Here is a 25,534-nt window from a genome sequence, read left to right on the forward strand (position 1 = left end):
TTTCAACGGGAGTTTGCCGCCAGCCGCGCGGCAAACTCTTCCAGTTTTGCCAGCCCCCACGGCCATTCTCCGAAACCCGATTCCACATTGATATGCCCGGCCTCGCCGATATCCACCAGCTCGCAGCCCCACGCCTGCGCCCAGAACTGTGCGCGGGTAAAAGGCAATAACGGATCCGTATGGCTGGCGACCAGCAGACCGGGAACCGCCAGCGGCTCAGGTAAAATGTCATCGTCCAGACCAAAACGCATCGGTTCAGCGGGGGCGACCAGCATCACGCCTGCGCAAAGCGGCGGATGGCGGTTCGCCCACACCAGACTGGCAAGCGCGCCAAAGCTGTGGCCAATCAGCAGCAACGGGCTTTTAGCCAGCTTCTGCTCGCGGTCGATAGCGGTGATCCAACCTTCGAGATCGACCTGCGCCCAGTTGCGCTGTTTCACCCGCAGCCACTGCGGATTTTGTTCATGCCAGCGGCTTTGCCAGTGTCCGGCTTCGCTGTCGCGTAAACCGGGAACCAGCATCCGCGTGATGTCTGCATTCTCATTCATTGCGGGAAAGCCATCAGTACGGTCGCGATTGCCAGCAAATCGGCACTGCCGCCGGGGCTGAGATGCCGGGATATCAGCGCCTGATCCATCTCCTGTAAATCCTCTTTTTGCCAGCCGCTTTTCAGCAACTTACGGGCATAATCCTGAACAAAATGCAGCCCGCTCAGCCCGCCGCGTGACACCAGATTCGTATCGGGATTAAACGCCATCAGGCGCAGCAGGGCGTTAAGACCGCGGCGTTCAGGCTGGGTTTCTGTCTGCCAGTAAGGCAAAACATGGCGGCGCAACGTCACGAATCCGCTCTGCACTTCGCCGCGCGCGCCGGTCATGCCGTGCGCCTGAAACAACCGTTCTCCTGCGGTCACCGGCTGGCGGCAATGTTGTAATTCCCGTGCCACCAGCCCTTGCGTGAGCGCGGCCACTTCGGCGCATAACGCCGTGCGGGTCAGCCGTTGCTGACGGGCGCTGATCCGGCCTGCCGCCGTACACAAAATTCCCAAAGAAAAAATGCCGCCTTTGTGCGTATTAATGCCGTTTGTAGCGCCGAACATCGCCTGCTCGCAGGCCAGACCGGCAGGGCGGATCCGCATCAGCACAGATGTTGCCGGTTGCGCGGCGTCCTGCTGGCCGAGCCGGTAAAACTGATGCAACCACGGCGTAATCGCACCGATGCTGCGCAAAAACATCGGCAAGTCCATGTCACTGTGTGAACCGTTATTGGCGCTGTCCACCAGACCGGGTTTAGGCGTCAGCCAGACTTCCTGGCGGAGCGCGTCGGCCGCCAGTGTGGCGATGTCGGTGCAAACCTGCGGTTCAGCGAGTGCGATGCCAGCCATCAATCAGCGCCTCCACTTTGGCGATCACGTCGGGCAACGGATGCCGTCGCGAACGCGCACAGGCGTGTGCGGGGCCGTCGCAGATAAGACACCGGCGGCTGGCGTTATCCAGCGACCGGCGGCCTACAACGCCAGCCTGCGGGCAGATCACATCGAAATCCCATAAACGCCCCAGCGCATGCGACTGTTCAAGCGCTACGGTGGCGGCTTTCACTTCCGGCGCCGGGTGCTCAATGCTCCAGAACGCTTCCGCACCGGTCGGCAACCAGAATACTGCATGCCTCAGCACCGACCAGCCACGTTGCAACAGCAGTGTTTCCGCGGCGCCCAGCGCTTCGCGCATAACCTGGCGATAACTCACGCTGTCTTTCACCGCGCCGGGCGTCACCAGCGTGAGGGAAATCAGGGGGTGTGGGAATTGTGTCAGCCAGTCGGTTTGCCGCTGCGCACGCTGTTCCTTTGCCGCCAGCAAATCCTCCAGACTGACGCCTGCATCTGCAGGCGTCAAAATTGTCATTATGCGTCCTCTTTGACCTGATGAACGACGTCAATCACGCTGCCGTCGCGGTAACGGATCACGCCCACCACGCGCTGCGTAAACTCAATCGGCTTCGGCTCGCCGGTCAGGGAAATGGCACGCTGATACAACGTTTCGATATCCATGATTTTCATGCCAGCTTCTTCGAGTCGCTGGCGGATTTCAGGGCGTGCCGGATTGACGGCGATCCCGTGGTCAGTGACCAGCACATCGATGCTTTCGCCCGGTGTGACGCGGGTGGTGACACGGCGCACGACGGTCGGAATGCGGCTGCGCAGAAGTGGCGCAACCACAATCGTCAGGTTGGCGGCGCTGGCGACGTCGCAATGGCCGCCTGATGCGCCGCGCATCACGCCGTCGGAACCGGTAATCACGTTCACATTAAAATCGGTGTCGATCTCCAGTGCGCTCAGAATGACGATATCCAGCTGATCGCAGCTTGCGGCTTTGGCCCCCGGATTGGCGTAAACATTGGTGGAAATTTCAATGTGCTGTGGATTGCGCCCCAGCGATGCCGCGGCCTGACCGTCAAAACATTGCGTGTCCAGCAGCGTTTCGATCAATCCTTTTTCGTGCAAATCCACCAGACTGCCGGTGATGCCGCCGAGGGCAAAACGCGCGGTGATCTGGTTGCGTTCCATCTTTTCTTCCATGAAACGGGTGCAGGCCGTTGCCGCCGCGCCGGAGCCGGTTTGCATCGAAAAACCGGGCTTGAAATAGCCGGAATGTTCAATGACTTCGGCTGCCGTGCGGGCAATCATCAGCTCGCGCGGATTGCTGGTTACGCGCGCTGCGCCCACGCTGATTTTCGCCGGGTCGCCGACCTGATCGACTTTCACGATGTAATCCACCTGATCCTGCACCAGGCTGGCGGGCATGTTAGGGAAGGGCACCAGTTCTTCGGTCAGCAGTACGACGGTTTTGGCGAACTGCGCATCCACCATCGCGTAGCCCAGCGATCCGCAGCAGGATTTGCCGTGCGTACCGTTGGCATTGCCGAATTCGTCACTGCACGGAACGCCTAAAAAGGCGACGTCAATGTTCAGCTCGCCGTCTTGTAATAATTTCACCCGACCACCATGCGAATGGATCTGTACCGGTTCTTCCATCAGGCCGTGCGAAATGGCGTCGGCCAGTTTGCCGCGCATCCCCGAGGTATAAATGCAGGTAATCACGCCGCTGCGGATGTGTTCGATCAGCGCGTCGTTGCAGGTCATCAGAGAGCTGGATGCCAGCGTCAGATTTTTGAAACCCAGACGCGCCAGCGTGCCGACGACATGATTAATCACCTGATCGCCTTCGCGAAAAGCGTGGTGGAAGGAGATTGTCATGCCGTCTTTCAGGCCGCTGCGGGCGATCGCCTGTTCCAGCGAATCGCATAATTTACGATGCAGGCGCGCATCGGGATCGGACAAATACGGCGTGGTGCGGTGCGCACCGTCGAAAGCAACCAGATGCTTCATGCCGGGATATTGGCTGTGCAACATTTCTGTTAAATGGCTCATTCTCTTCATATTCCTGTGCAAAATTGAGGGCTAGCGACGCACGCCGGAGGCGCTGGCGCGTTCAAGCACCACTTGTGCGTGGTTGATGATCGGGCCATCGATCATCTTGCCGTTGAGCGAAATTACGCCGAGGCCTTTGCGCTCGCCTTCTTCTGCGGCGGCGATAACGCGACGCGCGTAATCCACGTCTTCCTGCGTCGGTGCGTAAGCGTTGTGCAGCAACTCAATCTGGCGCGGGTTAATCAGGGATTTGCCGTTGAAACCCATTTTGCGGATAAGCTCGACTTCACGCAGGAAACCGGCTTCATCGTTGATATCGGAATACACCACATCAAAGGCGTCGATACCGGCGGCGCGCGCGGCGTGCAGCACGGCGCAACGGGCGTAGAACAGCTCAGTGCCGTCACCGCGCTCAGTTTGCATGTCCATCACATAGTCGAAAGCGGCCAGCGCGATGCCAATCAGACGCGGCGAACAGCGGGCAATGGCGACGGCGTTGATAACGCCAATAGCCGATTCGATGGCGGCCATGACTTTGGTGGAACCGACTTCACGCCCGCAGTCTTTTTCGATGCGTTCGATGTGCGCTTCCAGCTCGAAAATATCTTCTGGCGTATCGGTTTTCGGCAGACGAACCACGTCCACACCGGCGCGCACCACGGCTTCCAGATCCTTCAAACCAAACGGCGTGCTGAGCTGATTAATGCGCACGACGGTTTCGATATCTTTGTACATCGGGTGTTGCAGGGCGTGGAACACCAGAATGCGGGCGGTGTCTTTTTCGCGCAGGGAAACGGCGTCTTCCAGATCAAACATGATGGAATCAGGACGATAGATAAATGCCGTGGATAACATGGCGGCACTGGCCCCCGGCAGGAACAGCATGCTGCGGCGGAGTTTTTTCATCGTAACGTCTCCCAGTGAATATTTTCTTCCTGTGCTGCACGCAGTACCGCGCTTTGCACGCGGGCGCGGATAACGCAATCGAGCGCGCCTTTATCTTCAATAATCAGTAAGCCTTCTTTCACGCCAAGGGCTTCAAGCGTTTCGTTCACAACGCGGCGGATCTGGTCGCCAAACTGCTTGATCACTTCGCTGTTGATCACCACGCTCAGCTCGCTGGCCGGGGCGATTTTTACCAGCAAATCGCTGGATTCAACCGTACCTGCCAGCGCCTCCTTCACAATTTTCATTCGTTTTTTCCTGCTTTAACAAAGAGTGGTAGAAATAATAAGTTCATCGCTGCGCGCCGTTTCAGCGGGCGCTTCAGCGCAATAATGGTGTTCAAGATGCGCATACGTGCTGGGCGGAACGATGTTGCGGATGCGCGGTAGCTGACAGGTTTTCAGCAATGCGCGGACTTCCGAGGCTGAAATCGCGATGCCACCGGCATGGCGTTTACGCGGCAGTTCAATAACGGTCAGCGGTTTTGAGGCCGAACGGGAGGGCGTTTCCAGCCAGTCGTGCATGTCACAGTTGTACTGATGCGTGACCGGGCAAAAGGGCTCGCTGCCGACAAAACGATGCGTAATGCCCAGCGCCGGGGCGATGTACTGGCGGAAAATCAGCAGATCCATCACGCTCCAGGTCTGGTTCACCAGCCCGGCATCTTTAAGGAAATAACCGGGAAACGTGGCGCGTGAAATCATGTACTCAGAACCGGCGTGAACCGTGACATTCGGCAAATCGGCGACGCCCTGACGCACCATTTCCAGCCTTTCCTGAAACGGGAAATACGACACGTCTTCGCTGACCACAAAAACGTGCAGCCAGTCGCACGTCGCCGCCGCCTGTTCCGCCAGATAACGATGGCCGAGCGTGAACGGATTGGCATTCATCACTACCGCGCCAACGCGCTGACCTTCGTGATAATGGCGCTTCAGGGCGCGGCAATAATGGCTGATGCCGACCGGCGTGTTTTCCATCAGCACCGCGACGTTGTCCCACTGCACCAGCGGGTAAAATCCGCAGCCGCGAAAGCGTTCCAGATTGCCGGGACGGGTGTAGAGAAACAGGTGGAGTTTGCCGCGCTGAACCGCAAAGTTTTCGACTTCACTGAGCAATCTGGCGCTGAGATTTTCGCCGCGCCAGTCTGCCGCCACGGCCACGCACTTGATGGTGTTGCTGACCAGACCTGCACATCCGATCAGCCGTCTGCCGGACAGGGCCACCACGAAATACTCGATATCATCATCCATGCCCAGCTGGCTTTGATGCAGCAGGGCGCGGATATCGGCCAGCAAGCCCTGAGGTGCCTGGCTTGTGGTGATGACGTGAAAGTCGGGTTCGTCACGGCTGAACATAATGCATTCCTGATATCGGGTATTGTTCAAATAACTCGGAGCATGCCGGGCACGAAGCCCGGCGTTTAACACGTTAATGGGCGGCCGGTGCATGGCTCACCTGACGGTCCGCGGCAACAATCACGTTGCTGAGATGACCGATTTTTTCGATTTCCACTTCAATGCGGTCGCCGGGTTTCATAAACAGCGGCGGTACGCGTTTCTTGCCCACGCCGCCCGGAGAACCGGTGATGATCACGTCGCCTGCGCTCAGTGAGGTAAAGGTACTGATGTACTCAATCAGCTCGGCAACCTTGTGGATCATGCTGCGGGTGTTGTCGTCCTGAACCATATTGCCGTTCAGCCAGGTACGGATTGCCAGCGCATGCGGATCAGGAATTTCATCCGCCGTGGTCATCCACGGGCCAAAAGCACCGGTCTGCCGCCAGTTTTTACCGGCGGTAAACCAGGTGTGCTGCCAGTCGCGGGCGGAACCGTCCATGTAGCAGCTGTAACCGGCAACGTGGGAAAGGGCGTCTTCGCGGGAAATATTTTCGCCCGCTGACCCGATGATGACGGCCAGTTCGCCCTCGTAATCAAACTCAACCGAACGGCTGGGTTTGATGATCGGGGAGGCGTGGCCGGTTTGTGAGTCAGCAAAGCGGACAAACAGCGTCGGTGCCGGATTGTGCTGATCGAACTCTTTGCGTTTTTCAGCGTAATTCATGCCGACGCAGAGAATTTTTTCCGGATTCTGAATGACCGGCAAAAACGTCAGGTCATCAAAGCTCAGATCTGCCGGTCGGCTGGCCAGTTCCTGCGCCTGTGACAGTGCGTCGCCCGCCAGCAGAGCCTTGAGGTCGGGATAACGCTGGCCGAGAATGCGGCCAAGGTCGATCATGCCGCTCTGCGTTGCGATGCCGTAGGACTTGCGCCCCTGATAGAGATAACTTGCCAGTTTCATAAATATGTCCTGAATTGAATCAATCAAAAATCACAATCGTGCTTGCCGGATAACGCTGTCAGACCAGGAAATTCCCCAGAACCAGCAGGGCTACCGAAACGTTGATCGCGCCGCCGATGCGGGTCGCGATTTGTGCGAAAGGCATCAGTTGCATACGGTTGCCCGCCGTCAGAATAGCGACGTCACCGGTGCCGCCCTGACCGCTCTGACAGCAGGACACGATGGCGACATCAATCGGGTGCATACCGATTTTCTTGCCCACGAAGAAGCCGGTGGCAACCAGGGCTGCGACGGTGCTGACGATGACCAGCAGATTTGAAATAGTGAACGCGGCGACCAGTTCGTTCCAAGGTGTGATAGCCACGCCAACGGCAAACAGAATCGGGTAGGTCACGGAAGTCTGGAAGAATTTGTACACCACCTGCGAACCTTCAAGCAGGCGAGGTGAGACGCCGTGCGCCAGCTTGAGCGCGACCGCGGCAAACAACATGCCGACCGGTGCAGGCAGGCCAATCAGTTTGTGTAACAGCATGCCGACCATGTACAGCAGAACCGCCAGCAGGGCGCCTGCGGCAATGGTGGTGACATCGGTTTTACCGCTGGTTGCCGACAGCGCGCTTTTATCTGCGGTGGCATTTTTGGCGGAAGGCATCAGCTGGCCTTCACCGGTCAGATGCGGATAACGTTTACCGAGCTGATTGAGTGAGCCCGAGATAACAATGGCGGTCAGGCCACCGAGCATCACGATAGGCAGAATGCGGCCCAGCGCCACGCCCTGATCCATATGCAGCAACGTGGCGTAGCCGATAGACAACGGGATTGCGCCTTCACCCACACCCCCGGCCATAATCGGCAGGATCAGGAAGAAGAAGATCTGGAAAGGTTCCATGCCCAGTGCCAGACCCACGCCCATCCCGACCAGCATGCCGACCACTTCACCGCACAGCATCGGGAAGAAAATACGCATGAAGCCCTGAATGAGCACTTTGCGATCCATGCTCATGATGCTGCCGACAATAATGCAGCAGATGTAGAGATAAAGGATGTTGGTGCTTTTGTAGAATTTCGTGGTGGATTCGACCACTACGTCCGGCAGCAGGCCGTAGTACACCAGTGCGGAGGGAATGAAGGTCGCGCAAATCGCTGCGGCGCCCATTTTGCCGATGAACGGCAGACGTTTACCGAACTCGCCGCAGGCAAAGCCGAAGAACGCTAACGTCGCCACCATCACTACGATATCGCTCGGCAGTTTGCCGTCCAGACAGTCGATGGCAATCAGCACACCGGCCATCACAAACAGTGGTAAAGGAATAATGCCAATTTTCCAGGTGTCGAGAATGTGCCACCATTTATCTTTTAATGAGAGCTGTTTTGCAGGTACCGAACCCGCGGGAACAGAATAAGTGTCGTCGGTTGTACTCATGATGAATCCCCTGTGTCAATTTGTGCAGGGAGTGTAAGAGAGATAATAACCGGTATTATGTGAAGTCCCGCAAGTTAACAGCGGTATTTTAAAGGAGTGAAAGGTTTTTATGGTTTTAATTAATTCTTAGGATTTTACTTAATATATTTTCTGTGGTTTTTATGGTGTTATTTGTAATTATAATATTACTGTTAATTTATGGTGAAATAACTGTTGTGAACTTTGCTATCAGCCGCAAGGGGCTTGCTGCGCCTGCGGTTGTTCTGCGGCGTGCCTCGCAACTTTGATTTTCCCGTCTGACAGAAATAGCCCCGGATGATAAAGTGCCGTCACTGTTAATAATTATCTCAGCGCTCTTTATAACGGATGTCCCGATGCGGTTTCGACCCTCTTTCCAGATAAAGCTTTTTATTTATCTTGTGGTTTTATTCGTCACACTGTTTTCGATAGTGGGGGTTTATTACTTTCACGATATTGAACGTCAGTTATATGAAGATATGGGTGTGCGTGCAAAAGTACAGGCAGAAGAAATTGCACTTATACCGTCGTTAATTACCGCAGTGGAAAATAAGGATGTTTCTGCAATTAACAGACTGATGAGGAATATATCCGCGCACAGTGACGCGAGTTATATGGTGATTGGTGACGGAAAAGCGATGCATCTTTTCCATTCCATTTATGCCGATCGCGTGGGTAAGGCGCTGGTGGGCGACGACAACGTCGATGTGCTGGCGGGTAAAAGCAGCACCACCGTGCGCCTCGGCGGCATCGGGCTGTCGCTGCGCAGCAAAGCGCCGATTTTAAATGCGCAGGGCCACGTCATCGGCATCGTCTCTGTGGGGTATCTGACCAGCCATATTAATACGCTGACCGTCGAGAAAGCCATCCGTATTCTGGTGGCCGCCGCGACGCTCCTGCTGGCGCTGTTTACCTTCTCGTGGTTTTTCTCGCGCTCGATTAAAAAGCAGATGTTTTCGCTGGAGCCGCGTGAAATCGGTCTGCTGGTTCGTCAGCAAAAAGCGCTGATGGAATCCATTTACGAAGGCGTGATCGCCATCGACGGGCAGTCGCGTATTGCCGTGATTAATCAGGCGGCGAAAAAACTGCTGAATCTGGACGCACCCTCGCGGGAACTGCGCGGAAAACCGCTGGAAGAGGTGATTGCGCCGGTCAGCTTTTTTGATCGTCAGGTGATGCTGGAGAAAGATATTCACGATGAAATCTGCCTGTTCAACAACCTGACAGTGGTCGCCAGCCGTGTGCGGATCATGCTGGAAGACCAGCTTCAGGGCTGGGTGATTACCTTCCGCGATTGCAGCGACATCGATCGCCTGAGCATTCAGCTCAGTCAGGTGCAGCGCTACGCCGATAACCTGCGGGTGATGCGCCATGAGCAGCTGAACTGGACGGCAACGCTGGCCGGGCTGTTGCACATGGGCCGTTACGATGAGGCGATCCGGTATATCGAAGCGCAATCGGAAAGTGCGCAGGAACTGCTGGATTTTGTCTCGGCGCGGTTTTGTTCGCCCAGACTGTGCGGATTGCTGCTGGGGAAATATGCGCGTGCGCGTGAGAAGGGCGTAGAACTGGCCTTCGATCCGGCGTGTGAATTAACGCATTTGCCCCCGACGCTGAGTGAAACAGAGCTGATGTCGGTTATCGGTAACCTGCTGGATAACGCCATCGAAGCCACCCTGCTGCGCGGCGAAAATGCCGGGCCGGTAGAGGTATACATCGTTTCTACCCACGCGGATCTGGTGATCGAAGTCGCCGATCAGGGCGTCGGTATTGCGCCGGAGCGACGTGAGCAGATTTTCTCGCTCGGTGTGACTTCCAAACGGGAAGGGGATCACGGGCTGGGGCTGCATCTGGTTGCCAGCTATGTCAGCCACGCGGGTGGCACCATTGAAGTTTCTGATAACTCCCCGACGGGTTCTGTTTTCTCTGTCTTCATACCTAACGGGCTGCCGGTCCATTCAACCGGAACAACGGGAAAAGCATAAATGATTCAAGCTGAAATGATTGACGTAATGATTGTGGAAGATGAAAACCAGCTGGCGCAGCTTTACGCCGAGCTTATCGATAATCACCGCTGGCTGCGGCTGGTGGGGATGGCCTCCACGCTGCGGGAAGCGAAGGTGCTGATTGAGGAAAAGCGGCCGCAGCTGTTGCTGCTGGATAACTATTTGCCGGACGGAAAGGGGATTTCCCTGCTTGAAAACGATGTGCTGAAGAAAACGCATTGCTCGGTGATTTTTATCACGGCGGCCAGCGACATGAACACGTGCAGTCAGGCGATTCGTTCTGGCGCGTTTGATTACATTCTCAAACCGGTGTCCTGGAACCGTCTGCAACAATCGCTGGAGCGGTTCATTCAGTTCAGCCAGACGCAGCGGGCGTGGAAAGTGGTCGATCAGCAAAACGTCGACAGTCTCTATCAGCTACAGGCCAAAGACTTCACGCCCAAGGCCGGAAACAAAGGCATCGAAGAGAACACGCTGAATCTGGTGGAAGCGATTTTTATGCAGGATGCCGGGCGCTGTTATTCGGTCGATGAAGTGGTCAGTGAAACGAAGTTAAGCAAAACCACCGCCCGCCGGTATCTCGAGCATTGCGTTCAGAAAGGGGATTTGCGGGTGGAAATGCTGTACGGGAAAATCGGACATCCCCGCCGGATGTACCGGCGGGCGTAACGCAGGGCTTTATTGCGCTTTTTTCTCTCTCGGGTATTTCCACAACCAGCGGCCGCTCGCCATACGCCAGTAGAAAAAGATACCGCGAACGATCCAGTCGAGGAACATCCCGAGCCAGATACCCACGACGCCGAAATTAAGCACGATACCGAGGAAATAGCCCACTACGATGCGGCAGCCCCACATGCCGACCATGGAAACGTACATGGTGAAACGGGCATCGCGCGCGCCTTTCAGCCCGGCAGGCAACACCCAGGAGGCGGCCCAGAACGGCATAAAGGCAGCGTTCAGCCAGATCAGGATTTTTACGACGTCGATAACGTCCTGTTCATTGGTGTAGAACCGCGCCAGCAGCCCGGCGAATGGCACAGACATAAAGGCCAGTACGCAAAGCCCGAAAGTCGATAACCAGAAAATATGGCGCAGCTGGCGTTCGGACTGGGCGATCTGCCCTTTGCCCAGACGGGTGCCGACAATAATCGTCGAGGCCGACCCTAAGGCGTTCCCCGGCAGGTTAATCAGCGCGGCAATCGAGAAGGCAATAAAGTTACCGGCAATCACGTTGGTGCCCATGCCCGCCACAAAGACCTGCGTCAGTAATTTGCCGCCGTTGAACAGCACGGATTCAATACTGGCCGGAATACCGATGCCCAGCACTTCGCGCAGAATGTTGGTATTGAGTGGCAGAAAGTAACTTTTGAGGGAGATTTTCAGCGACGGATTAAAGCCGATCATCAGGACAAAAATGACCGCCACGGCGCCGATATAACGGGAAATCGTCAGTCCCAGGCCGGCACCGATAAAGCCGAATCCGTGCCAGCCGAAGCAGCCGTAAATGAGCACGCTGCTGATGACCAGATTGAGGATGTTCATGCCGCCGTTGAGCAGCATCGGGATCTTGGTATTACCGGCACCGCGCAGGGCACCGGAACCGATCAGCGCAATGGCAGCGGCCGGATAACTCCAGCTGCTCATCTGAAGATAAGAAAGCGCCATTTCTTTCACTTCAGGTTCAGCGTTACCGGCAATCATGTCGATAATGACATGCCCGGAAAACTGAAGCAGCACCGCCAGAAACACGGCGAAAACTGTCATGATCGCCAGTGACTGGCGGGCGGCCGCGCGGGCGCGTTCGTGGTCAAGTTTGCCCAGGCTGAATGCAACGACAACGGTGGTCCCCAGATCGACGGCGGCGAAGAAAGAGATGACCACCATGTTAAAACTGTCGGCCAGCCCAACCCCGGCCATCGCTTCTTTACCCAGCCAGCTGACGAGGAACGTGCTCAACACGCCCATTAACAGAACGCAGGCATTCTCGAAGAAAATCGGTACTGCGAGGGGCGTAATTTCACGCCAGAACAACGTACGGTATGAACGCCGTTTCGGATACCAGGGCGTGCGCTCGATGGCTTTGCGCAAAGAGACGATGACGTTTTGCAAGAGAATTCCAGGGTGGCAGAAAGTAGAACAGCGTTTTAATTTATGATGGTAAAAGACTTCGCATTATGCAAAGTCTTTTTCATCCAAAGCTCTAATTAAATTGTTAAAAAAGAATTAACGGAAAGGCGGTTCGTTAAAGGTACGTAATTTGCGTGAATGCAGATGATCGCCCTCGGCGCGCAGCAGGTCGATGGCGCAGATGCCGATTTGCAGATGTTCCGAGATAGCGCCTTCGTAAAATTTATTAGCCTGTCCCGGCAGCTTGATTTCGCCGTGCAGCGGCTTATCAGAAACGCACAACAACGTGCCGTATGGCACACGGAAGCGGTAGCCTTGCGCGGCAATGGTGGCGCTTTCCATATCAACGGCCACGGCGCGGCTGAGGTTAAACCGCAGCGCAGACGCCGCATAGCGCAGTTCCCAGTTCCGGTCGTCGGTCGTCACCACGGTGCCGGTACGCAGACGCTGTTTGACTTCTTCGCCCGGCATGCCGCTCATCATTTTTGTGGCGTCATACAGCGCGCGCTGCACTTCGGCAATGCTTGGGATCGGAATGTCCGGCGGTAACACGGCGTCGAGAACATGATCGTCACGCAGATAGGCGTGCGCAAGAACGTAGTCGCCGATGGACTGCGTTTCGCGCAGCCCGCCGCAGTGACCAATCATCAGCCAGACGTGCGGGCGCAGCACGGCAAGGTGGTCGCAGATGGTTTTTGCATTCGCCGGGCCAACGCCAATATTGACCAGCGTAATGCCTGCACCGTCGCGGGCAATCAGGTGATAGGCGGGCATCTGGTGTTTTTTCCACGCCAGATCAGAAACGGCTTGCTCCGGGTTTTGCGTCTCAGCGGTGATAAATACGCTGCCTGCGCAAGCCAGCGCTTCATACGGGCTTTCAGGGTCGGCGATTTGCGCGCACGCCCAGCTCACGAACTCATCGACATAACGGGTGTAGTTGGTGAACAACACATAAGGCTGGAAATGTTCGATCAGCGTGCCGGTGTAATGGCGCAGACGGGCCAGCGAGAAGTCGGCGCGCAGCGCATTAAAATGCGAAAGCGGGAAAGTATCGCCGGGATATTGCAGGCCGTCCGCGGTTTCATCGCCAATCTGTGAAAGCTCGGTGGTCGGGAAATGTTTTGCCAGCCCGGCGCTCATTGAGCGATCCAGCATCAGATCTGAACCGTCGATCACGTAGGAATAGGGGATTTCCTGCTGTGACGGCACGACTTCAATCAGCGCGTCGTATTCTTCTTCGAGCAGGGAAAGCTGTTCCAGCAGGTAATCGCGAAACAGTTCGGGATGGGTGATGGTATTGGCATAACGCCCCGGATGTGAAAAACGGCCATAGGCGCGGGTCGGGTTTTTCGCGGGCGTGACGCCGTCCCAGCTGACGCGTAATTCCGGGTAAACAAACAGCCCGGCGGCTCTGGCCGCAACATCCGGCAGCTTACCCTGAACGATGAAATCTTTAATCGCATCCCGCAATGCGGCAACCGAGTTGTTGTACATCTCTTCGAGCTTATCAATCGCCTGTGCGGAGGTGAGGGATTTGTTATCCATACGTTTTTCCTTTGTGCTTCGTTCATCATCATTCTTTCTAAATATGGCTTGTCTGGCCGGAGCCGCCAATGTTTTATTGGAGCGCGGCGGCCGGATGATGATTTTATGAGCGCATGAAGTGAGCATGAAAGGAAACGCCAGAATCTGAACCGGAGAAGCCCGCCAGTTTCCCGGCGGGCAAGATGCGAAGTTTTGACGGTGTTTACCCGGCCTGCGGGCGGATCACGCGTTTTTGCGCCATGTCGAGCGTCAGCCCGTCGCCGGGAATAATATTTTTCAGTGCGTCATATTGCTGGCAGAGAAACGCGATACCGGCCTCGCGGGCAATAATCGCGCTGTGAGAAACATCGCTGCCCGCGCGCAGGCAAATGCCTTTGATCTGCTGCGCATCGAGCTGCAAAACCGTTGAGGGGAAAATGTCGTCGGCGATAAGAATCGCAGGCCAGCTGATGGCCGGTTGCGCGACGGATTTGCCCGCCAGGTGCGCCAGCGTGCGGTTTCGCAAATCTTCGATATCGATATAACGCGCCTGCAAATAGCTGTCGTTGAGCTGTCGGTATTGTTTGCTCAGGTCGGTCATGACCGAATCCCACGCCCACGAGGCGCTGCAATATTTCTCGCTGATGATCCGGCACGCTTCTTCATACAAATCTGCATCATCGAGCAGCATGTGATGGCCGGAAAATATGGCGGCAATATCGGCGGAGTATTTTTCTTCGGCCATGACGGTGAGCGCGTTCAGGTCGTCCAGCGTCAGTTCGATGGCGCGCATTAAATTACGCTGTTCCTGCAAGACGTCCGTGCAGGGTTGCAGGCCGGGAAGCTGATGCGGTAAATCCCACAGCACGGCGCTGCCCTCCACGCGGGTCAGAAGAGGAGCAGGCGCAGGGTTTTCTGCTTTAGCGATCTCCGCGCTTTCGCCAAAATCTTCGGCCGCCAGCGCGGTAAATGCGGCCAGCGCAGCGTCTGCCTGCGGTCCGCGTGCCAGCAACTTCAGCGGGTCATTGCAGCGCACCTGCAACAGGGCAATCTGGTTGATGTTGTCGGGCGTTGCCCGTTTTCCGTTTTTCTCCAGAACCAGTTCGGCATCAAAGCCTGACAGGGCGGCAACCAGACGCGAAGCGGGGCGCACATGCAAACCGTTAGGATTTCTGATCACCACCGACGCCGACCGCACGTCTCGATCATCGGCAAAAGAGGCCAACACCGGTGATGGCGGCGCTTGCGGCGGTAAACCCAGCTGAACGCGTTTTGCCTCCAGAGCGTTCATTGCGTCGTTAATCACTTTGTCGATACCGGCACCGGCCGCCGCGCTGACCGTGGCGGCCAGCGTCCCTTCAACCAGCGGAGCCGCGCACAGCCGGACTTTGGCAGCAATCGCCGGATCGAGTAAATCCAGCGCGGTTTCCGCACTGAGCAGCGCGCTGCCCATGTCCATCATCACCAGCACATGATCGGTATCGGCGACGGACTCAATGGCTTCCATCACCTTGATCGGGTCCGTGCCAATCGGATTATCCACATCGTCAATGCCCGCAGCGATGGCCAGTTTGCAGCCATCGTCCGATAACATTTGCCGGGCCAGCTCTGCGACGCCATTGCCCAGCCGGGCACTATGAGAAACGATCACCAGGTTTACCATCGCGTTTTCCTTACTCTTTGGCTGCGGCTGCCAGCATCTGAATCATGAACATCACCGAGGTTGCGCCCGGATCCTGATGGCCGATGCTGCGCTCGCCCAGATAGCTGGCGCGACCTTTGCGCGCCTGCATGGTGATGGTGGCATGCGCGGCGGCTTCGGCCCGTTCACTGGCCGCATCCAGCGCGGCGGTGACAGACAAATGCTGTTCGCCCGACTGACGCAGTGAATCGACCACCGGCAGCCAGACGTCGCACATGGTTTTATCGCCTGGCTCGGCCTTGCCGCGGCTGATCACACCTTCTGCGCCTTCGCGGATCATCTCGCACAGTTCTTCCAGCGTCAGGCTCTGGTGCGCCTGCGTTACCGTCGCGGCGCGGATAAAGAACGTCCCGAGCAGTGGGCCGCTGGCACCGCCGACGTTGGACAGCAGCGTCATGCCGGTGTTTTTGAGGATAAAACCAATGTCTTTGTCGGCAATAGACGGCAGTTTTTCCACCACCTTGCTGAACCCCCGGTGCATGTTCAGGCCGTGATCGGCATCGCCGATTTCCTTATCCAGCCCGGTCAGAAAGTCACTTTCCCGTGTGAAAATATCCCCGCAGCGGTAGAGCCAGTTGACGATTTGATTTCTGTTCAGTGACATGTGTTGCTCCTTATTTTCCCCAGTTCAGGCCGGGGGTATGAACCGGCGCATCCCATAATGCGAGCGTGTCGTTATCGACTTTCAGCAGCGTGATGGAAAATCCTGCCATATCCAGGGACGTGCAGTACGCACCAACCAGATTGCGTTCGATGGTGATACCGGTTTGCTGGCAGCGTTGCTCGAGGCGGTTATAAACGCCATAAAGTTCAGACAGCGGGGTGGCACCGAGATTATTGACCAGCGCAATCACGCGGTCTCCGTTGCCCAGCGCCTGTTTACCTTGCTGGACATCTTGCCAGCTGCCTTGTGCGGTATCCCACTGGCGCAGCGTGCGGCTGTAAGTGCCGTTTTCCAGCAGCGTGTCGAACATTTCATCCACGGTCTGATCGAGCGAACTGAAGCGGCGGCGGTCGATGCCCGGTTCACCGTGAATACCGACGCCGAATTCCATTTCGTCATCTTTGAGCGTGAAAGAGGGTTGTCCGGCAGCAGGCACGGTGCAGGCACCGAGTGCTATGCCAATGGAATGGCCGAGGTTATTGAGTTTTCGCCCCAGTTCAGCGCAGGCGTCCAGCGAATCCCCGCGTTCAGCGGCGGCACCTACCAGTTTTTCGATAAGCACGGTATTGGCTACGCCGCGGCGTCCGGCGGTATACAGGCTGTCTTTGACCGCAACGTCATCATCCACCACCACGGTGGAGACTTTTACGCCGCTTTCATGCAGCAGTTCAGTGGCAGTTTCGAAATTAAGAATGTCGCCGGTGTAGTTTTTGATGATCAGCAGAACGCCTTCGCCGCCGTCGATGTGCATGGCGCATTCGAACATTTTGTCCGGCGTCGGCGAGGTGAAGATTTCACCGGGGCAGGCGCCAGACAACATTCCGTGGCCGATAAAACCGCAGTGCATCGGTTCGTGACCGCTGCCGCCACCGGAAAGCAGCGCCACTTTTCCAGCCACGGGCGCATCGGCGCGGGTGACATAAACAGGATCCTGATGAAGTGTCAGTTCCGGGTGGGCCTTTGCCAGCCCGCTCAATTGTTCACTCAGCACATCTTCTACACGGTTAATGAGCTTTTTCATTATTCGTACTCCGTCGGAGGTTGTCTGAAGCTGCCCCTTATAGGCGGTGGCAGTCATCGTGCGTAGGGTTACCGGTCATTGTCACCTGGCCGGTAGAGTGATTCTGGATGAGTTAGCGGCAAAAAGAATTTCGGAAAAATGAGTTCCAATACGGAACATGAATCAGAGGTTTTTGTTTCTAAATGGAACGTTTTGGAAAGGAAAAAACCGAAACTGGGACGCAGCGCTATTTTCTGACGGCAATTCACGGCAAAGATAGAACCACGACAGACATTTTTTTGCGTCTGCACTGCGATTTTCAGCACGACAGGCTGTTTCGCTGTTTTGCTGTGGTGAATGATTTTGAAGAAAACGGCGGACAGCGATCGCAATCCGCACTGTTTTTATGGTTTTACGTTTCATTATGAAACGCATTGTTTTTCACAAGGTTTCAAATCAGAACATAAACGCGAAAGATTTTTTTGTGCTTCGCGAGCCCTAGAGTGATTGCATCACGTCGGGACAACGTTTCGCTACGCAGGTTGTTGAAAGCAGAGCAGAACGTGAACCGGCGACATTCTGCAAACATGAACTATCTGAGGGCGAAAACAATGCTGAAAGTCATTCAATCTCCGGCCAAATATCTTCAGGGCGCTGACGCGTCTGCGTCATTCGGGCAATACGCTAAAAATCTGGCGGAGAGCTATTTCGTGATTGCTGACGACTTCGTGATGAAGCTCGCCGGGGACAAAGTGATTAACGGCCTGCACGATTACGGCGTCAGCAGCCACGCGGAACGCTTTAAAGGCGAATGCAGTCACGCCGAAATTAACCGCCTGATTGCCATCCTGAAACAAAAGGGATGTCAGGGCGTGGTCGGTATCGGCGGCGGCAAAACGCTGGATACGGCAAAAGCCATCGGCTATTACCAGAAATTGCCGGTGATTGTGGTGCCGACGATTGCGTCAACGGATGCGCCGACCAGCGCACTGTCCGTGATTTATACCGAAGCGGGGGAGTTTGAAGAGTATCTGGTTTACCCGAAAAACCCGGACATGGTGGTGATGGATACCACGATTATCGCGAAAGCGCCGGTGCGTTTGCTGGTCGCCGGAATGGGCGATGCGCTGTCGACCTGGTTTGAAGCCAAAGCCTGTTACGACTCCCGCGCCACCAGCATGGCGGGCGGGCAATCTACGGTGGCGGCGCTCAGCCTGGCGCGTTTGTGCTTTGATACGCTGCTGGCGGAGGGCGAGAAAGCCCGGCTGGCCTGCGATGCCGGTGTGGTCACTGAGGCGCTGGAACGCATTGTTGAAGCCAATACCTATCTCAGCGGCATTGGTTTTGAAAGCAGCGGGCTGGCCGCGGCGCACGCAATCCATAACGGATTCACAATTCTGGAAGAGTGCCATCATCTTTATCACGGCGAAAAAGTGGCGTTTGGCACGCTGTCACAACTGGTGCTGCAAAACAGCCCGATGGACGAAATCGAAACCGTTCTCGGTTTTTGCCACAAGGTCGGGTTACCGGTGACGCTGGGTGAAATGGGTGTGAAAGAGGGGATTGAAGCGAAGATTATGGCGGTGGCGCAGGCGACCTGTGCGGAAGGGGAAACCATTCACAACATGCCTTTCCCGGTTTCGCCGGACAGCGTTTACGCCGCCATCCTGACCGCAGATAAACTGGGACAGCAGTGGCTGGCGCGCTGAGCCGCCGCAAATAACTGATCTGACCGTTCATCTGCGGCATAACGTTTCCCCTCTGACTCTGCGATAAATGCGGATCAGAGGGGTTTTTTATGACACATAAACGGAAAAGGTTATGACAAGCCGGGAACAGGATGTGGAAAAAGAAGAAGTCTCTTCGCTTATCGCGCGGTCATGGCAACGCTGCGACCGGTTTATGCAGCGTGAAACCTGGCAGCCGCCGCATCAGGCGCAGGGGCTGACGTTTGAATCGATTTGCCGGCGCAAAACCACGCTGCTGACCATCGGCCAGGCAGCGCTGGAAGATGCCTGGGAATACATGGACAACCGGCCCTGCGCACTGCTGATTCTCGATGAGTCGGCCTGTATTCTCTGCTGCTGCGGTGAACCGTACACGCTGGCGCAGCTGGCCGGTTTAGGTTTTCTGGCGGGTAGTTATTGTGCCGAAAGTATTATCGGAAGTTGCGCGTTATCGCTGGCGGCGCTGCTCGGGCAGCCGGTCAGAACCTGCGGCGAGCAGCATTTTAAACAGGCGCTTCACCCGTGGTCGTTCAGTACCACGCCGGTGTTTGATAACCACGGGCGGCTTTCGGGTTCGATTTCCCTTTGCTGCCTGAATGAGCAGCAGGCGTCGTCTGATTTGTCCCTGACGCTGGCGGTCGCGCGCGAAGTGGGCAATTCACTCATCACCGACAGCTTGCTGGCGGAATCCAACCGGCATCTCAATCAGATGTACGGCCTGCTGGAAAGCATGGATGACGGCGTGATGGCGTGGAACGAGCAGGGCGTTTTGCAGTTTCTGAATGTTCAGGCCGCGACGCTTTTGCATCTGGATGCGCAGGTCAGCCAGGGGAAAAATCTCAGCGAGCTGGTGACGCTGCCCGCGTTGTTGCGCCGCGCCATCAAACACGCACGCGGGCTGAACCACACCGAAGTGACGTTTGAGAGCCAGCATCAGTTTATCGACGCCGTGATTACCCTTAAACCGATCGTTGAAGAGCAGGGCATCAGCTTTATTATGCTGCTGCATCCGGTAGAGCAGATGCGTCAGCTGATGACCAGCCAGCTCGGCAAAGTCAGCCACACGTTTGAGCAGATGTCCGCCGACGATCAGGAATCGCGCCGGTTAATTCATTTCGGGCGGCAGGCAGCGCGGGGCAGTTTTCCTGTGCTGCTATGCGGGGAAGAGGGCGTGGGCAAAGAGCTGCTCAGCCAGGCCATTCACAATGAAAGCGAATGTGCTGGCGGCCCGTATATTGCGGTGAACTGTCAGCTTTATGCCGACAGCGCGCTGGGGCAGGATTTCATGGGCAATGCGCCCACCGATGATGCTAAAGGGCGGCTCAGCCGTCTGGAACTGGCCAACGGCGGCACGTTATTTCTGGAAAAAATTGAGTATCTGGCACCGGAGTTACAGTCGGGATTGTTGCAGGTGATCAAGCAGGGCGTCCTGACGCGGCTGGACGCGCGGCGGCTGATCCCGGTGAACGTCAAAGTGATTGCCACGACGACGGTGGATCTTTCCGCGCTGGTCGAACAAAACCGCTTCAGCCGTCAGCTTTACTACGCGCTGCATTCTTTTGAGATTGTCATCCCGCCACTGCGGGCGCGGCGCAGCAGTATTCCGTCGCTGGTACATAACCGGCTGCACAGTCTGGAAAAACGCTTTACGTCTAAACTGAAAGTTGATGACGACGCGCTGGCCCAGCTGGTGGCGTATTCCTGGCCGGGCAATGATTTTGAGCTTAACAGCGTCATTGAAAATATCGCTATCAGCAGCGAAAACGGCCGTATCCGCCTGAGTCATCTGCCGGAATACTTATTTTCTGAACGTCCGGCGGGCGAGAATCCGTCCACGCTGATGCCTGCCAGCCTCACGTTTTCTTCCATTGAGAAAGAGGCCATTATCCACGCCGCCCGCGTCACCAGTGGCCGTGTCCGGGAAATGTCTCAGCTTTTAAACATCGGACGAACCACGCTATGGCGAAAAATGAAGCAATACGAGATCGATGCCAGCCAGTTTAAACGCAGTCATTCGAACTGATTGCGGCTAAATTTGCAGGTATAATCCAGGAAATTATTCAACGGATTTAGAAACGAAGATGACAAAACTCACCTTACAAGAGCAACTGCTGAAAGCGGGACTGGTAACCTCCAAGAAAATGGATAAAGTCCAGAGAACGGCCAAAAAGTCGCGCGTTCAGTCGCGTGAGGCCAGAGCGGCTGTGGAAGAAAACAAAAAAGCCCAGCTTGAGCGTGACAAGCAGCTTAACGAACAGCAAAAACAAGCGGCTTTGTCGAAAGAACATAAAGCGCAGGTGAAACAGCTGATTGAGATGAACCGTATTGACATTTCTAAAGGCGATATCGGCTTTAACTTCACCGATAATAATCTGATTAAAAAGGTTTTTGTCGATAAGACAACGCAGGCTCAGCTGATCAGCGGCCGTCTTGCGATTGCGCGTCTGGTTACAGACAGCAACGACGAGAGTCAGTACGCGATTATCCCCGCCAGCGTCGCGGATAAAATTGCACAGCGCGACGCCAGCAGCATCGTCTTAAACAGCGCGCTGAGCCAGGAAGAGCAGGACGAAGAAGATCCGTACGCTGATTTCAAAGTGCCTGATGATCTGATGTGGTAATCAGCTTCAGAACGGGATGTTACACCGCGCGCTGACCGGTTCTCCGCTGACCGGGTGAACAAAATTCAGTTCACTGGCGTGCAGCATTAAGCGCGGTGTCTTTTCAGTGCCGGGTAGCAGAAGGCCGCCATACAGGTCGCAGCCTAAAATAGGGTGGCCCATTTGCTGGCAGTGGATGCGCAACTGATGGGTTCGCCCGGTTTCCGGGGTCAGCTGCACCCGCGTCAGCGGCAGTAACGTTCCGTCTTCCCGTTTTTGCTCAAAGCGCTCAAGCACCCGATAGTGCGAGCGTGCGGGCTTTCCGCTGATTTCGCAAATTGACATCAGCGGGAACAGCGCCGGATCTTTAGCAATCGCTGCATCAATCACCCCTTCATTTTTCGCCACATGTCCGCAGAGCAGCGCGACGTAGACTTTCGTGACCGTACGCTGGCTGAACTGCTGGCAAAGGGCGGCGTTAATTGCCTTATTCCGCGCAATCACCATCAGCCCGGAAGTCCCGAAATCAAGACGATGCACAAGCGTGCAGCCGGGGAATATCCTGACTAGCCGGTGATGTACGGAATCGAGGTTTTGCGGGTTTTTCCCCGACAGACTCAGCAACCCGGCAGGTTTATTGATCAGCGCCAGATGGTCGTCCTGAAAGAGGATTTCTATTTCGTCATGACACGGCGGGGCAACAAAGGTATCGATAATCGCGGACATCAGGCTAACCGAAGGGAAAGTGGGAGCGGATGATAACCAATTTTCAGCCCGCTGACGACCCGGCTGACCCGGTGAAAAGCAAAACGCCCGCTCAGTTTTTCTGAGCGGGCGTTTTCAGAGGCGATCTCAAATTCAGTGCGGCTTTGGCGACTTCATCAGTATTGCTGTCAGTGCCGAAAGCAGGCAGCCGGCCATCAGATAAATAGCCACGGAATGCCATTCACCGCCGGAATATGTCAGCAGCGCGGCAGCAATAAACGGCGTGAAACCGCCGCCCACCACGCTGGCAACCTGATACCCCACGCCCGCACCGCTGTAGCGATAACCGGCGCCAAACATTTCCGTAAACATCGGCTGTTGCACGCAAACCACCATGTCGTGGGCGATATTCGCCAGCAGCAGCGAGAAGATCACCACGCCCACAATTGAGCGCGCATCCAGCGCCATAAAGAACGGGAAAGCGCTCAGCGCGCCGACGATTGCGCCGGTAATGTAGATACGGCGACGTCCGAAACGATCGGCCATCCAGGCGAACATCGGGATGGTCAGGCAGCTCACACCGCCGATCAGCAGCCCGATATTCAGAAACAGTTCGCGGGACATCCCCAGATTGTGCGTCGAATAGTTGAGCGCAAACGCGGTGACGATGTACATCGTCAGCAGTTCGCACAGGCGCAGGAGAATGATTTTCAAAAACGCGCCGGGGTGGCGGAACAGCGCTTCAAACACCGGCAGACGCTTTTTGGCCTGCTTCGGCTCTTCGGCCTGGGCACGTTCGAACTCCACCGATTCTTCCATGCCGTTTCGCACCCACAGCGCGCCCAGCACCAGCACAATGCTGAACAGAAACGGCAAACGCCAGCCCCAGCTCAGGAACTGTTCGTTGGTGGTCAGGCTGCTGATAAGTGAGACCAGCCCGGTAGACAGCAACAGGCCAACGCCATATCCCATCTGGATCCCGCTGCTGTAAAAAGCTTTCTTGCCGGAGGGCGCACTTTCAACGGCCAGCAGTGCCGCACCGCCCCATTCGCCGCCCACGGCAAACCCCTGAATGGCGCGCAGCGTGACCAGCAAAGCAGGCGCCCACCAGCCAATCGCAGAATACGACGGTAGAATACCGATACATGCGGTGGCGATGCCCATGATCCAGACAGTCATCATCAGCATGCGTTTACGGCCTAAGCGATCGCCGAAATGACCGAAAACAATGCCGCCGAGAGGGCGGAATAAAAAGCCCACGCCAAAGGTCGCAAACGCCGCAAGCGTGCCCGTCGTCGGGTCGACCTGCGGAAAAAATTCGCTGTTAAACACCAGCGCAGCGGTAATGCCGTAGAGTAAAAAATCGAACCAGTCGACCACGGCCCCGGCAAAACTGCCCCAGGCAGCGCGGCGCGCGCGGTTAAGTGAAGGTATCTCCTTATCGGGGCGGGGAGTAATGAGCGTGGAGTCCATAGTTGTTCTGACCGTTCCTTAAATTTCTAAAATTTTTAGTTATTAAAATAGGCAAAAAGGTAATACGTCGTGCACAGCAAAAATCAGCCGCTGTTGAGACTACAGGGACTGCCGTCAGGTTAAAACGCTTTTGCAAAAACAGCAGGGTCGAAAGGGGGATTTAACTCAGGGAATGCGGATGCGCAGATAATTATCCGGCGGAGGAGGGCAAAAAACGATGAGGCAGAGCGTGCGGATCCGCCCAAAAAACGGGGAAAACACAAAAGCAAAACGCCCGCTTAAGTTTCCTTAAGCGGGCGTCTCTAATATGGCTCCTCTGACTGGACTCGAACCAGTGACATACGGATTAACAGTCCGCCGTTCTACCGACTGAACTACAGAGGAATCGTTTGAACGGGGCGAATAATAACGACTGGCCGTGGGCATGTCAAAGGGGAAACTGCATAAATGCGTGCGTTTGCTGATACTTTAGGCAAGTTGTTGAGAATAGAGTCAAAAAGGCCCGTTTTTGCACGCAAACAGGCCTTTTAAAGGTTAGCGCAGTTCCGCGCAGGCGCGGGTGATCCGTTCGCAGGCTTCCTGCAGGCGGCTGTCGTCAATAGCGTAAGCGATGCGCAAATAGCCTGGCGCACCAAAAGCGGAACCCTGAAGCGTGGCGACATGGGCGGATTTCAGGAGATAAGCCGCAAAATCTTCGTCTGTCCGGAGAATATCGCCCGAAGCCGTTGTTTTACCCAGCATTCCCTGACAGTTCGCGAAGACATAAAAAGCGCCCGGCGGTGTATCCGCGCTGAGCCCGCTGATGGCATTAGCGCAATTCATGATCATCGTACGGCGGCGTTGCAGGATTTCTATCCAGCCGGTGATGAAATCGCTGCCCTGTTCCAGCGCGGCGACCGTGGCAGCCTGAGAAATTGAGCTCGGGTTGGAGGTGCTTTGGGATTGCAGAATTTGCATCGCCGAGATCAGCCACGCGGGGCCGCCTGCGTACCCAAGACGCCAGCCGGTCATCGAGTAACCTTTGGAGACGCCGTTAACGGTCAGAACGCGCTCTTTCAGGCGCGGTTCAACGTTTGCCAGGGTGGCAAAAATGCCCGGTACAAAACAAATTTGCTCATAGATATCGTCGGCCATCACCAGTACGTGCGGGTGATCGAGCAAAACGGCGGCCAGTGCGTGTAATTCTCCGGCGCAATACACCGCACCGGTCGGGTTGTTCGGGGAATTGAGGATCACCCAACGGGTTTTCGGCGTGATGGCGGCCGCCAGATCTTCCGGCTGCAATTTCCAGCCATGCTTCTCGTGGCAGGGCACAATGACCGGTTCGCCTTCTGCCAGCGCGACCATATCCGGGTAAGACACCCAGTACGGCGCAGGAATGATGACTTCATCGCCCGAAGAAACTGTGGCTAAAAGAGCATTGAAGATCAACTGCTTGGCACCACTGCCCGCAATCACTTCATCCGCGCGGTAGCCTATCTGATTTTCGCGATTAAACTTAGTAATGATGGCCTGTTTGAGCGCGGCAGTACCGGCGACTGCCGTGTATTTTGTGTCACCTTGTACAATCGCGTCGATGCCTGCCTGCCTGATATGTGCAGGCGTATCGAAATCGAGTTCGCCTTCGCCGAGGTTTATGACATCCATGCCCGCCGCACTCAGCGAGCGGACCTGGTCGGAAATCGCCGCCGTCGGCGAAGGGCGCACACGACGTAAACGTGGTGCTAGAAAGTCAGCAGACATTGTTTCCCCTGTTTGAACAATAACAAAATTGTATTATGTGAATCATTAAAACCAATTTAAACTTATCATTCTTCTTTTTGCTTTGCTCATAATTTATTCGTATAGAGCAGCTTTTTTGCCGGCGGAAATGGTACGGCAATCCCTGAACT

The 25,534-nt window shown here is 55.8% G+C and carries 23 protein-coding genes and 1 tRNA gene; 6 read left to right on the forward strand and 18 right to left on the reverse strand.

Going from position 1 to position 25,534, the window contains the following annotated elements:
* Positions 1 to 2: 2 nt before the first annotated feature.
* The 9 genes from IV433_RS01885 to IV433_RS01925 form a co-directional block, all read right to left on the reverse strand.
* Complete coding sequence (locus IV433_RS01885; protein WP_195812661.1) at positions 3 to 548, reverse strand: RBBP9/YdeN family alpha/beta hydrolase; 546 nt, start codon at positions 546 to 548, stop codon at positions 3 to 5.
* Complete coding sequence (citG, locus tag IV433_RS01890; RefSeq protein ID WP_195812660.1) at positions 545 to 1,384, reverse strand: triphosphoribosyl-dephospho-CoA synthase CitG; 840 nt, start codon at positions 1,382 to 1,384, stop codon at positions 545 to 547. The genes IV433_RS01885 and citG overlap by 4 nt, the downstream gene beginning before the upstream one ends.
* Positions 1,362 to 1,901 (reverse strand): citrate lyase holo-[acyl-carrier protein] synthase, encoded by a 540-nt coding sequence (gene citX, locus IV433_RS01895; RefSeq protein ID WP_195812659.1) that lies wholly within the window; start codon positions 1,899 to 1,901, stop codon positions 1,362 to 1,364. Before citX ends, citG begins: the two co-directional genes overlap by 23 nt.
* Positions 1,901 to 3,427: a citrate lyase subunit alpha gene (gene citF, locus IV433_RS01900; protein WP_195812658.1), complete on the reverse strand. Its 1,527-nt coding sequence runs from the start codon at positions 3,425 to 3,427 to the stop codon at positions 1,901 to 1,903. The genes citX and citF overlap by 1 nt, the downstream gene beginning before the upstream one ends.
* 30 nt (positions 3,428 to 3,457) lie before the next feature.
* Positions 3,458 to 4,333 (reverse strand): citrate (pro-3S)-lyase subunit beta, encoded by an 876-nt coding sequence (citE, locus tag IV433_RS01905; RefSeq protein ID WP_101075837.1) that lies wholly within the window; start codon positions 4,331 to 4,333, stop codon positions 3,458 to 3,460.
* Positions 4,330 to 4,620 carry a citrate lyase acyl carrier protein gene (citD, locus tag IV433_RS01910; protein WP_104921538.1) on the reverse strand — a complete coding sequence of 97 codons (291 nt, stop codon included), beginning with the start codon at positions 4,618 to 4,620 and terminating at the stop codon, positions 4,330 to 4,332. Before citD ends, citE begins: the two co-directional genes overlap by 4 nt.
* A gap of 15 nt (positions 4,621 to 4,635) precedes the next feature.
* A complete protein-coding gene (citC, locus tag IV433_RS01915; RefSeq protein WP_195812657.1) occupies positions 4,636 to 5,730 on the reverse strand; it encodes a [citrate (pro-3S)-lyase] ligase in 1,095 nt (364 codons plus the stop codon).
* A gap of 73 nt (positions 5,731 to 5,803) precedes the next feature.
* Complete coding sequence (locus tag IV433_RS01920; protein ID WP_195812656.1) at positions 5,804 to 6,673, reverse strand: fumarylacetoacetate hydrolase family protein; 870 nt, start codon at positions 6,671 to 6,673, stop codon at positions 5,804 to 5,806.
* Positions 6,674 to 6,731: 58 nt separating this feature from the next.
* Positions 6,732 to 8,096, reverse strand: a complete 1,365-nt coding sequence (locus IV433_RS01925; RefSeq protein ID WP_152326848.1) for a 2-hydroxycarboxylate transporter family protein — start codon at positions 8,094 to 8,096, stop codon at positions 6,732 to 6,734.
* A 374-nt stretch (positions 8,097 to 8,470) separates the two neighbouring features.
* Here IV433_RS01925 and IV433_RS01930 point away from each other — a divergent pair, with 374 nt between their 5' ends.
* The gene (locus tag IV433_RS01930; RefSeq protein WP_195812655.1) at positions 8,471 to 10,099 is read left to right on the forward strand and encodes an ATP-binding protein; all 1,629 of its coding nucleotides are present in this window, start codon (positions 8,471 to 8,473) and stop codon (positions 10,097 to 10,099) included.
* Positions 10,100 to 10,102: 3 nt separating this feature from the next.
* Positions 10,103 to 10,789: a response regulator gene (locus tag IV433_RS01935; RefSeq protein WP_195812958.1), complete on the forward strand. Its 687-nt coding sequence runs from the start codon at positions 10,103 to 10,105 to the stop codon at positions 10,787 to 10,789.
* 9 nt (positions 10,790 to 10,798) lie between these two features.
* Here the strand turns inward: IV433_RS01935 and IV433_RS01940 are convergent, their stop codons facing one another.
* The 5 genes from IV433_RS01940 to dhaK all read right to left on the reverse strand — a co-directional run bounded on the left by IV433_RS01940 (position 10,799) and on the right by dhaK (position 17,158).
* Complete coding sequence (locus tag IV433_RS01940; RefSeq protein ID WP_229893158.1) at positions 10,799 to 12,229, reverse strand: EmmdR/YeeO family multidrug/toxin efflux MATE transporter; 1,431 nt, start codon at positions 12,227 to 12,229, stop codon at positions 10,799 to 10,801.
* Between the two features lie 114 nt (positions 12,230 to 12,343).
* Positions 12,344 to 13,918, reverse strand: coding sequence for an AMP nucleosidase (locus tag IV433_RS01945; protein ID WP_255533945.1), 1,575 nt, complete (start codon positions 13,916 to 13,918; stop codon positions 12,344 to 12,346).
* A 76-nt stretch (positions 13,919 to 13,994) separates the two neighbouring features.
* A complete protein-coding gene (dhaM, locus tag IV433_RS01950; protein WP_195812654.1) occupies positions 13,995 to 15,434 on the reverse strand; it encodes a dihydroxyacetone kinase phosphoryl donor subunit DhaM in 1,440 nt (479 codons plus the stop codon).
* Positions 15,435 to 15,444: 10 nt separating this feature from the next.
* Positions 15,445 to 16,077: a dihydroxyacetone kinase subunit DhaL gene (gene dhaL / locus IV433_RS01955; RefSeq protein ID WP_195812653.1), complete on the reverse strand. Its 633-nt coding sequence runs from the start codon at positions 16,075 to 16,077 to the stop codon at positions 15,445 to 15,447.
* A 10-nt stretch (positions 16,078 to 16,087) separates the two neighbouring features.
* The gene (gene dhaK, locus IV433_RS01960; protein ID WP_195812652.1) at positions 16,088 to 17,158 is read right to left on the reverse strand and encodes a dihydroxyacetone kinase subunit DhaK; all 1,071 of its coding nucleotides are present in this window, start codon (positions 17,156 to 17,158) and stop codon (positions 16,088 to 16,090) included.
* 182 nt (positions 17,159 to 17,340) lie between these two features.
* On the opposite strand from dhaK, the gene IV433_RS01965 reads away from it, so the two are divergent.
* The 4 genes from IV433_RS01965 (at position 17,341) to IV433_RS01980 (ending at position 21,485) form a co-directional block, all read left to right on the forward strand.
* A complete protein-coding gene (locus tag IV433_RS01965) occupies positions 17,341 to 17,565 on the forward strand; it encodes a hypothetical protein (RefSeq protein WP_195812651.1) in 225 nt (74 codons plus the stop codon).
* 183 nt (positions 17,566 to 17,748) lie between these two features.
* Positions 17,749 to 18,846 (forward strand): glycerol dehydrogenase, encoded by a 1,098-nt coding sequence (locus tag IV433_RS01970; RefSeq protein WP_195812650.1) that lies wholly within the window; start codon positions 17,749 to 17,751, stop codon positions 18,844 to 18,846.
* A gap of 112 nt (positions 18,847 to 18,958) precedes the next feature.
* Positions 18,959 to 20,887: a dihydroxyacetone kinase operon transcriptional regulator DhaR gene (dhaR, locus tag IV433_RS01975; RefSeq protein WP_195812649.1), complete on the forward strand. Its 1,929-nt coding sequence runs from the start codon at positions 18,959 to 18,961 to the stop codon at positions 20,885 to 20,887.
* A 58-nt stretch (positions 20,888 to 20,945) separates the two neighbouring features.
* Complete coding sequence (locus IV433_RS01980; RefSeq protein WP_195812648.1) at positions 20,946 to 21,485, forward strand: DUF2058 domain-containing protein; 540 nt, start codon at positions 20,946 to 20,948, stop codon at positions 21,483 to 21,485.
* A gap of 6 nt (positions 21,486 to 21,491) precedes the next feature.
* Here the strand turns inward: IV433_RS01980 and IV433_RS01985 are convergent, their stop codons facing one another.
* The 4 genes from IV433_RS01985 to IV433_RS02000 form a co-directional block, all read right to left on the reverse strand.
* Positions 21,492 to 22,190: an RluA family pseudouridine synthase gene (locus IV433_RS01985; RefSeq protein WP_195812647.1), complete on the reverse strand. Its 699-nt coding sequence runs from the start codon at positions 22,188 to 22,190 to the stop codon at positions 21,492 to 21,494.
* Positions 22,191 to 22,322: 132 nt separating this feature from the next.
* Complete coding sequence (gene shiA / locus IV433_RS01990) at positions 22,323 to 23,642, reverse strand: shikimate transporter (RefSeq protein ID WP_195812646.1); 1,320 nt, start codon at positions 23,640 to 23,642, stop codon at positions 22,323 to 22,325.
* A gap of 308 nt (positions 23,643 to 23,950) precedes the next feature.
* Positions 23,951 to 24,026, reverse strand: a tRNA-Asn gene (locus tag IV433_RS01995).
* A 150-nt stretch (positions 24,027 to 24,176) separates the two neighbouring features.
* Positions 24,177 to 25,385 (reverse strand): pyridoxal phosphate-dependent aminotransferase, encoded by a 1,209-nt coding sequence (locus tag IV433_RS02000; protein ID WP_195812645.1) that lies wholly within the window; start codon positions 25,383 to 25,385, stop codon positions 24,177 to 24,179.
* Positions 25,386 to 25,534 lie beyond the last annotated feature (149 nt).

The sequence above is a fragment of the Rahnella laticis genome (genome assembly GCF_015644585.1).
Taxonomy (GTDB): domain Bacteria; phylum Pseudomonadota; class Gammaproteobacteria; order Enterobacterales; family Enterobacteriaceae; genus Rahnella; species Rahnella laticis.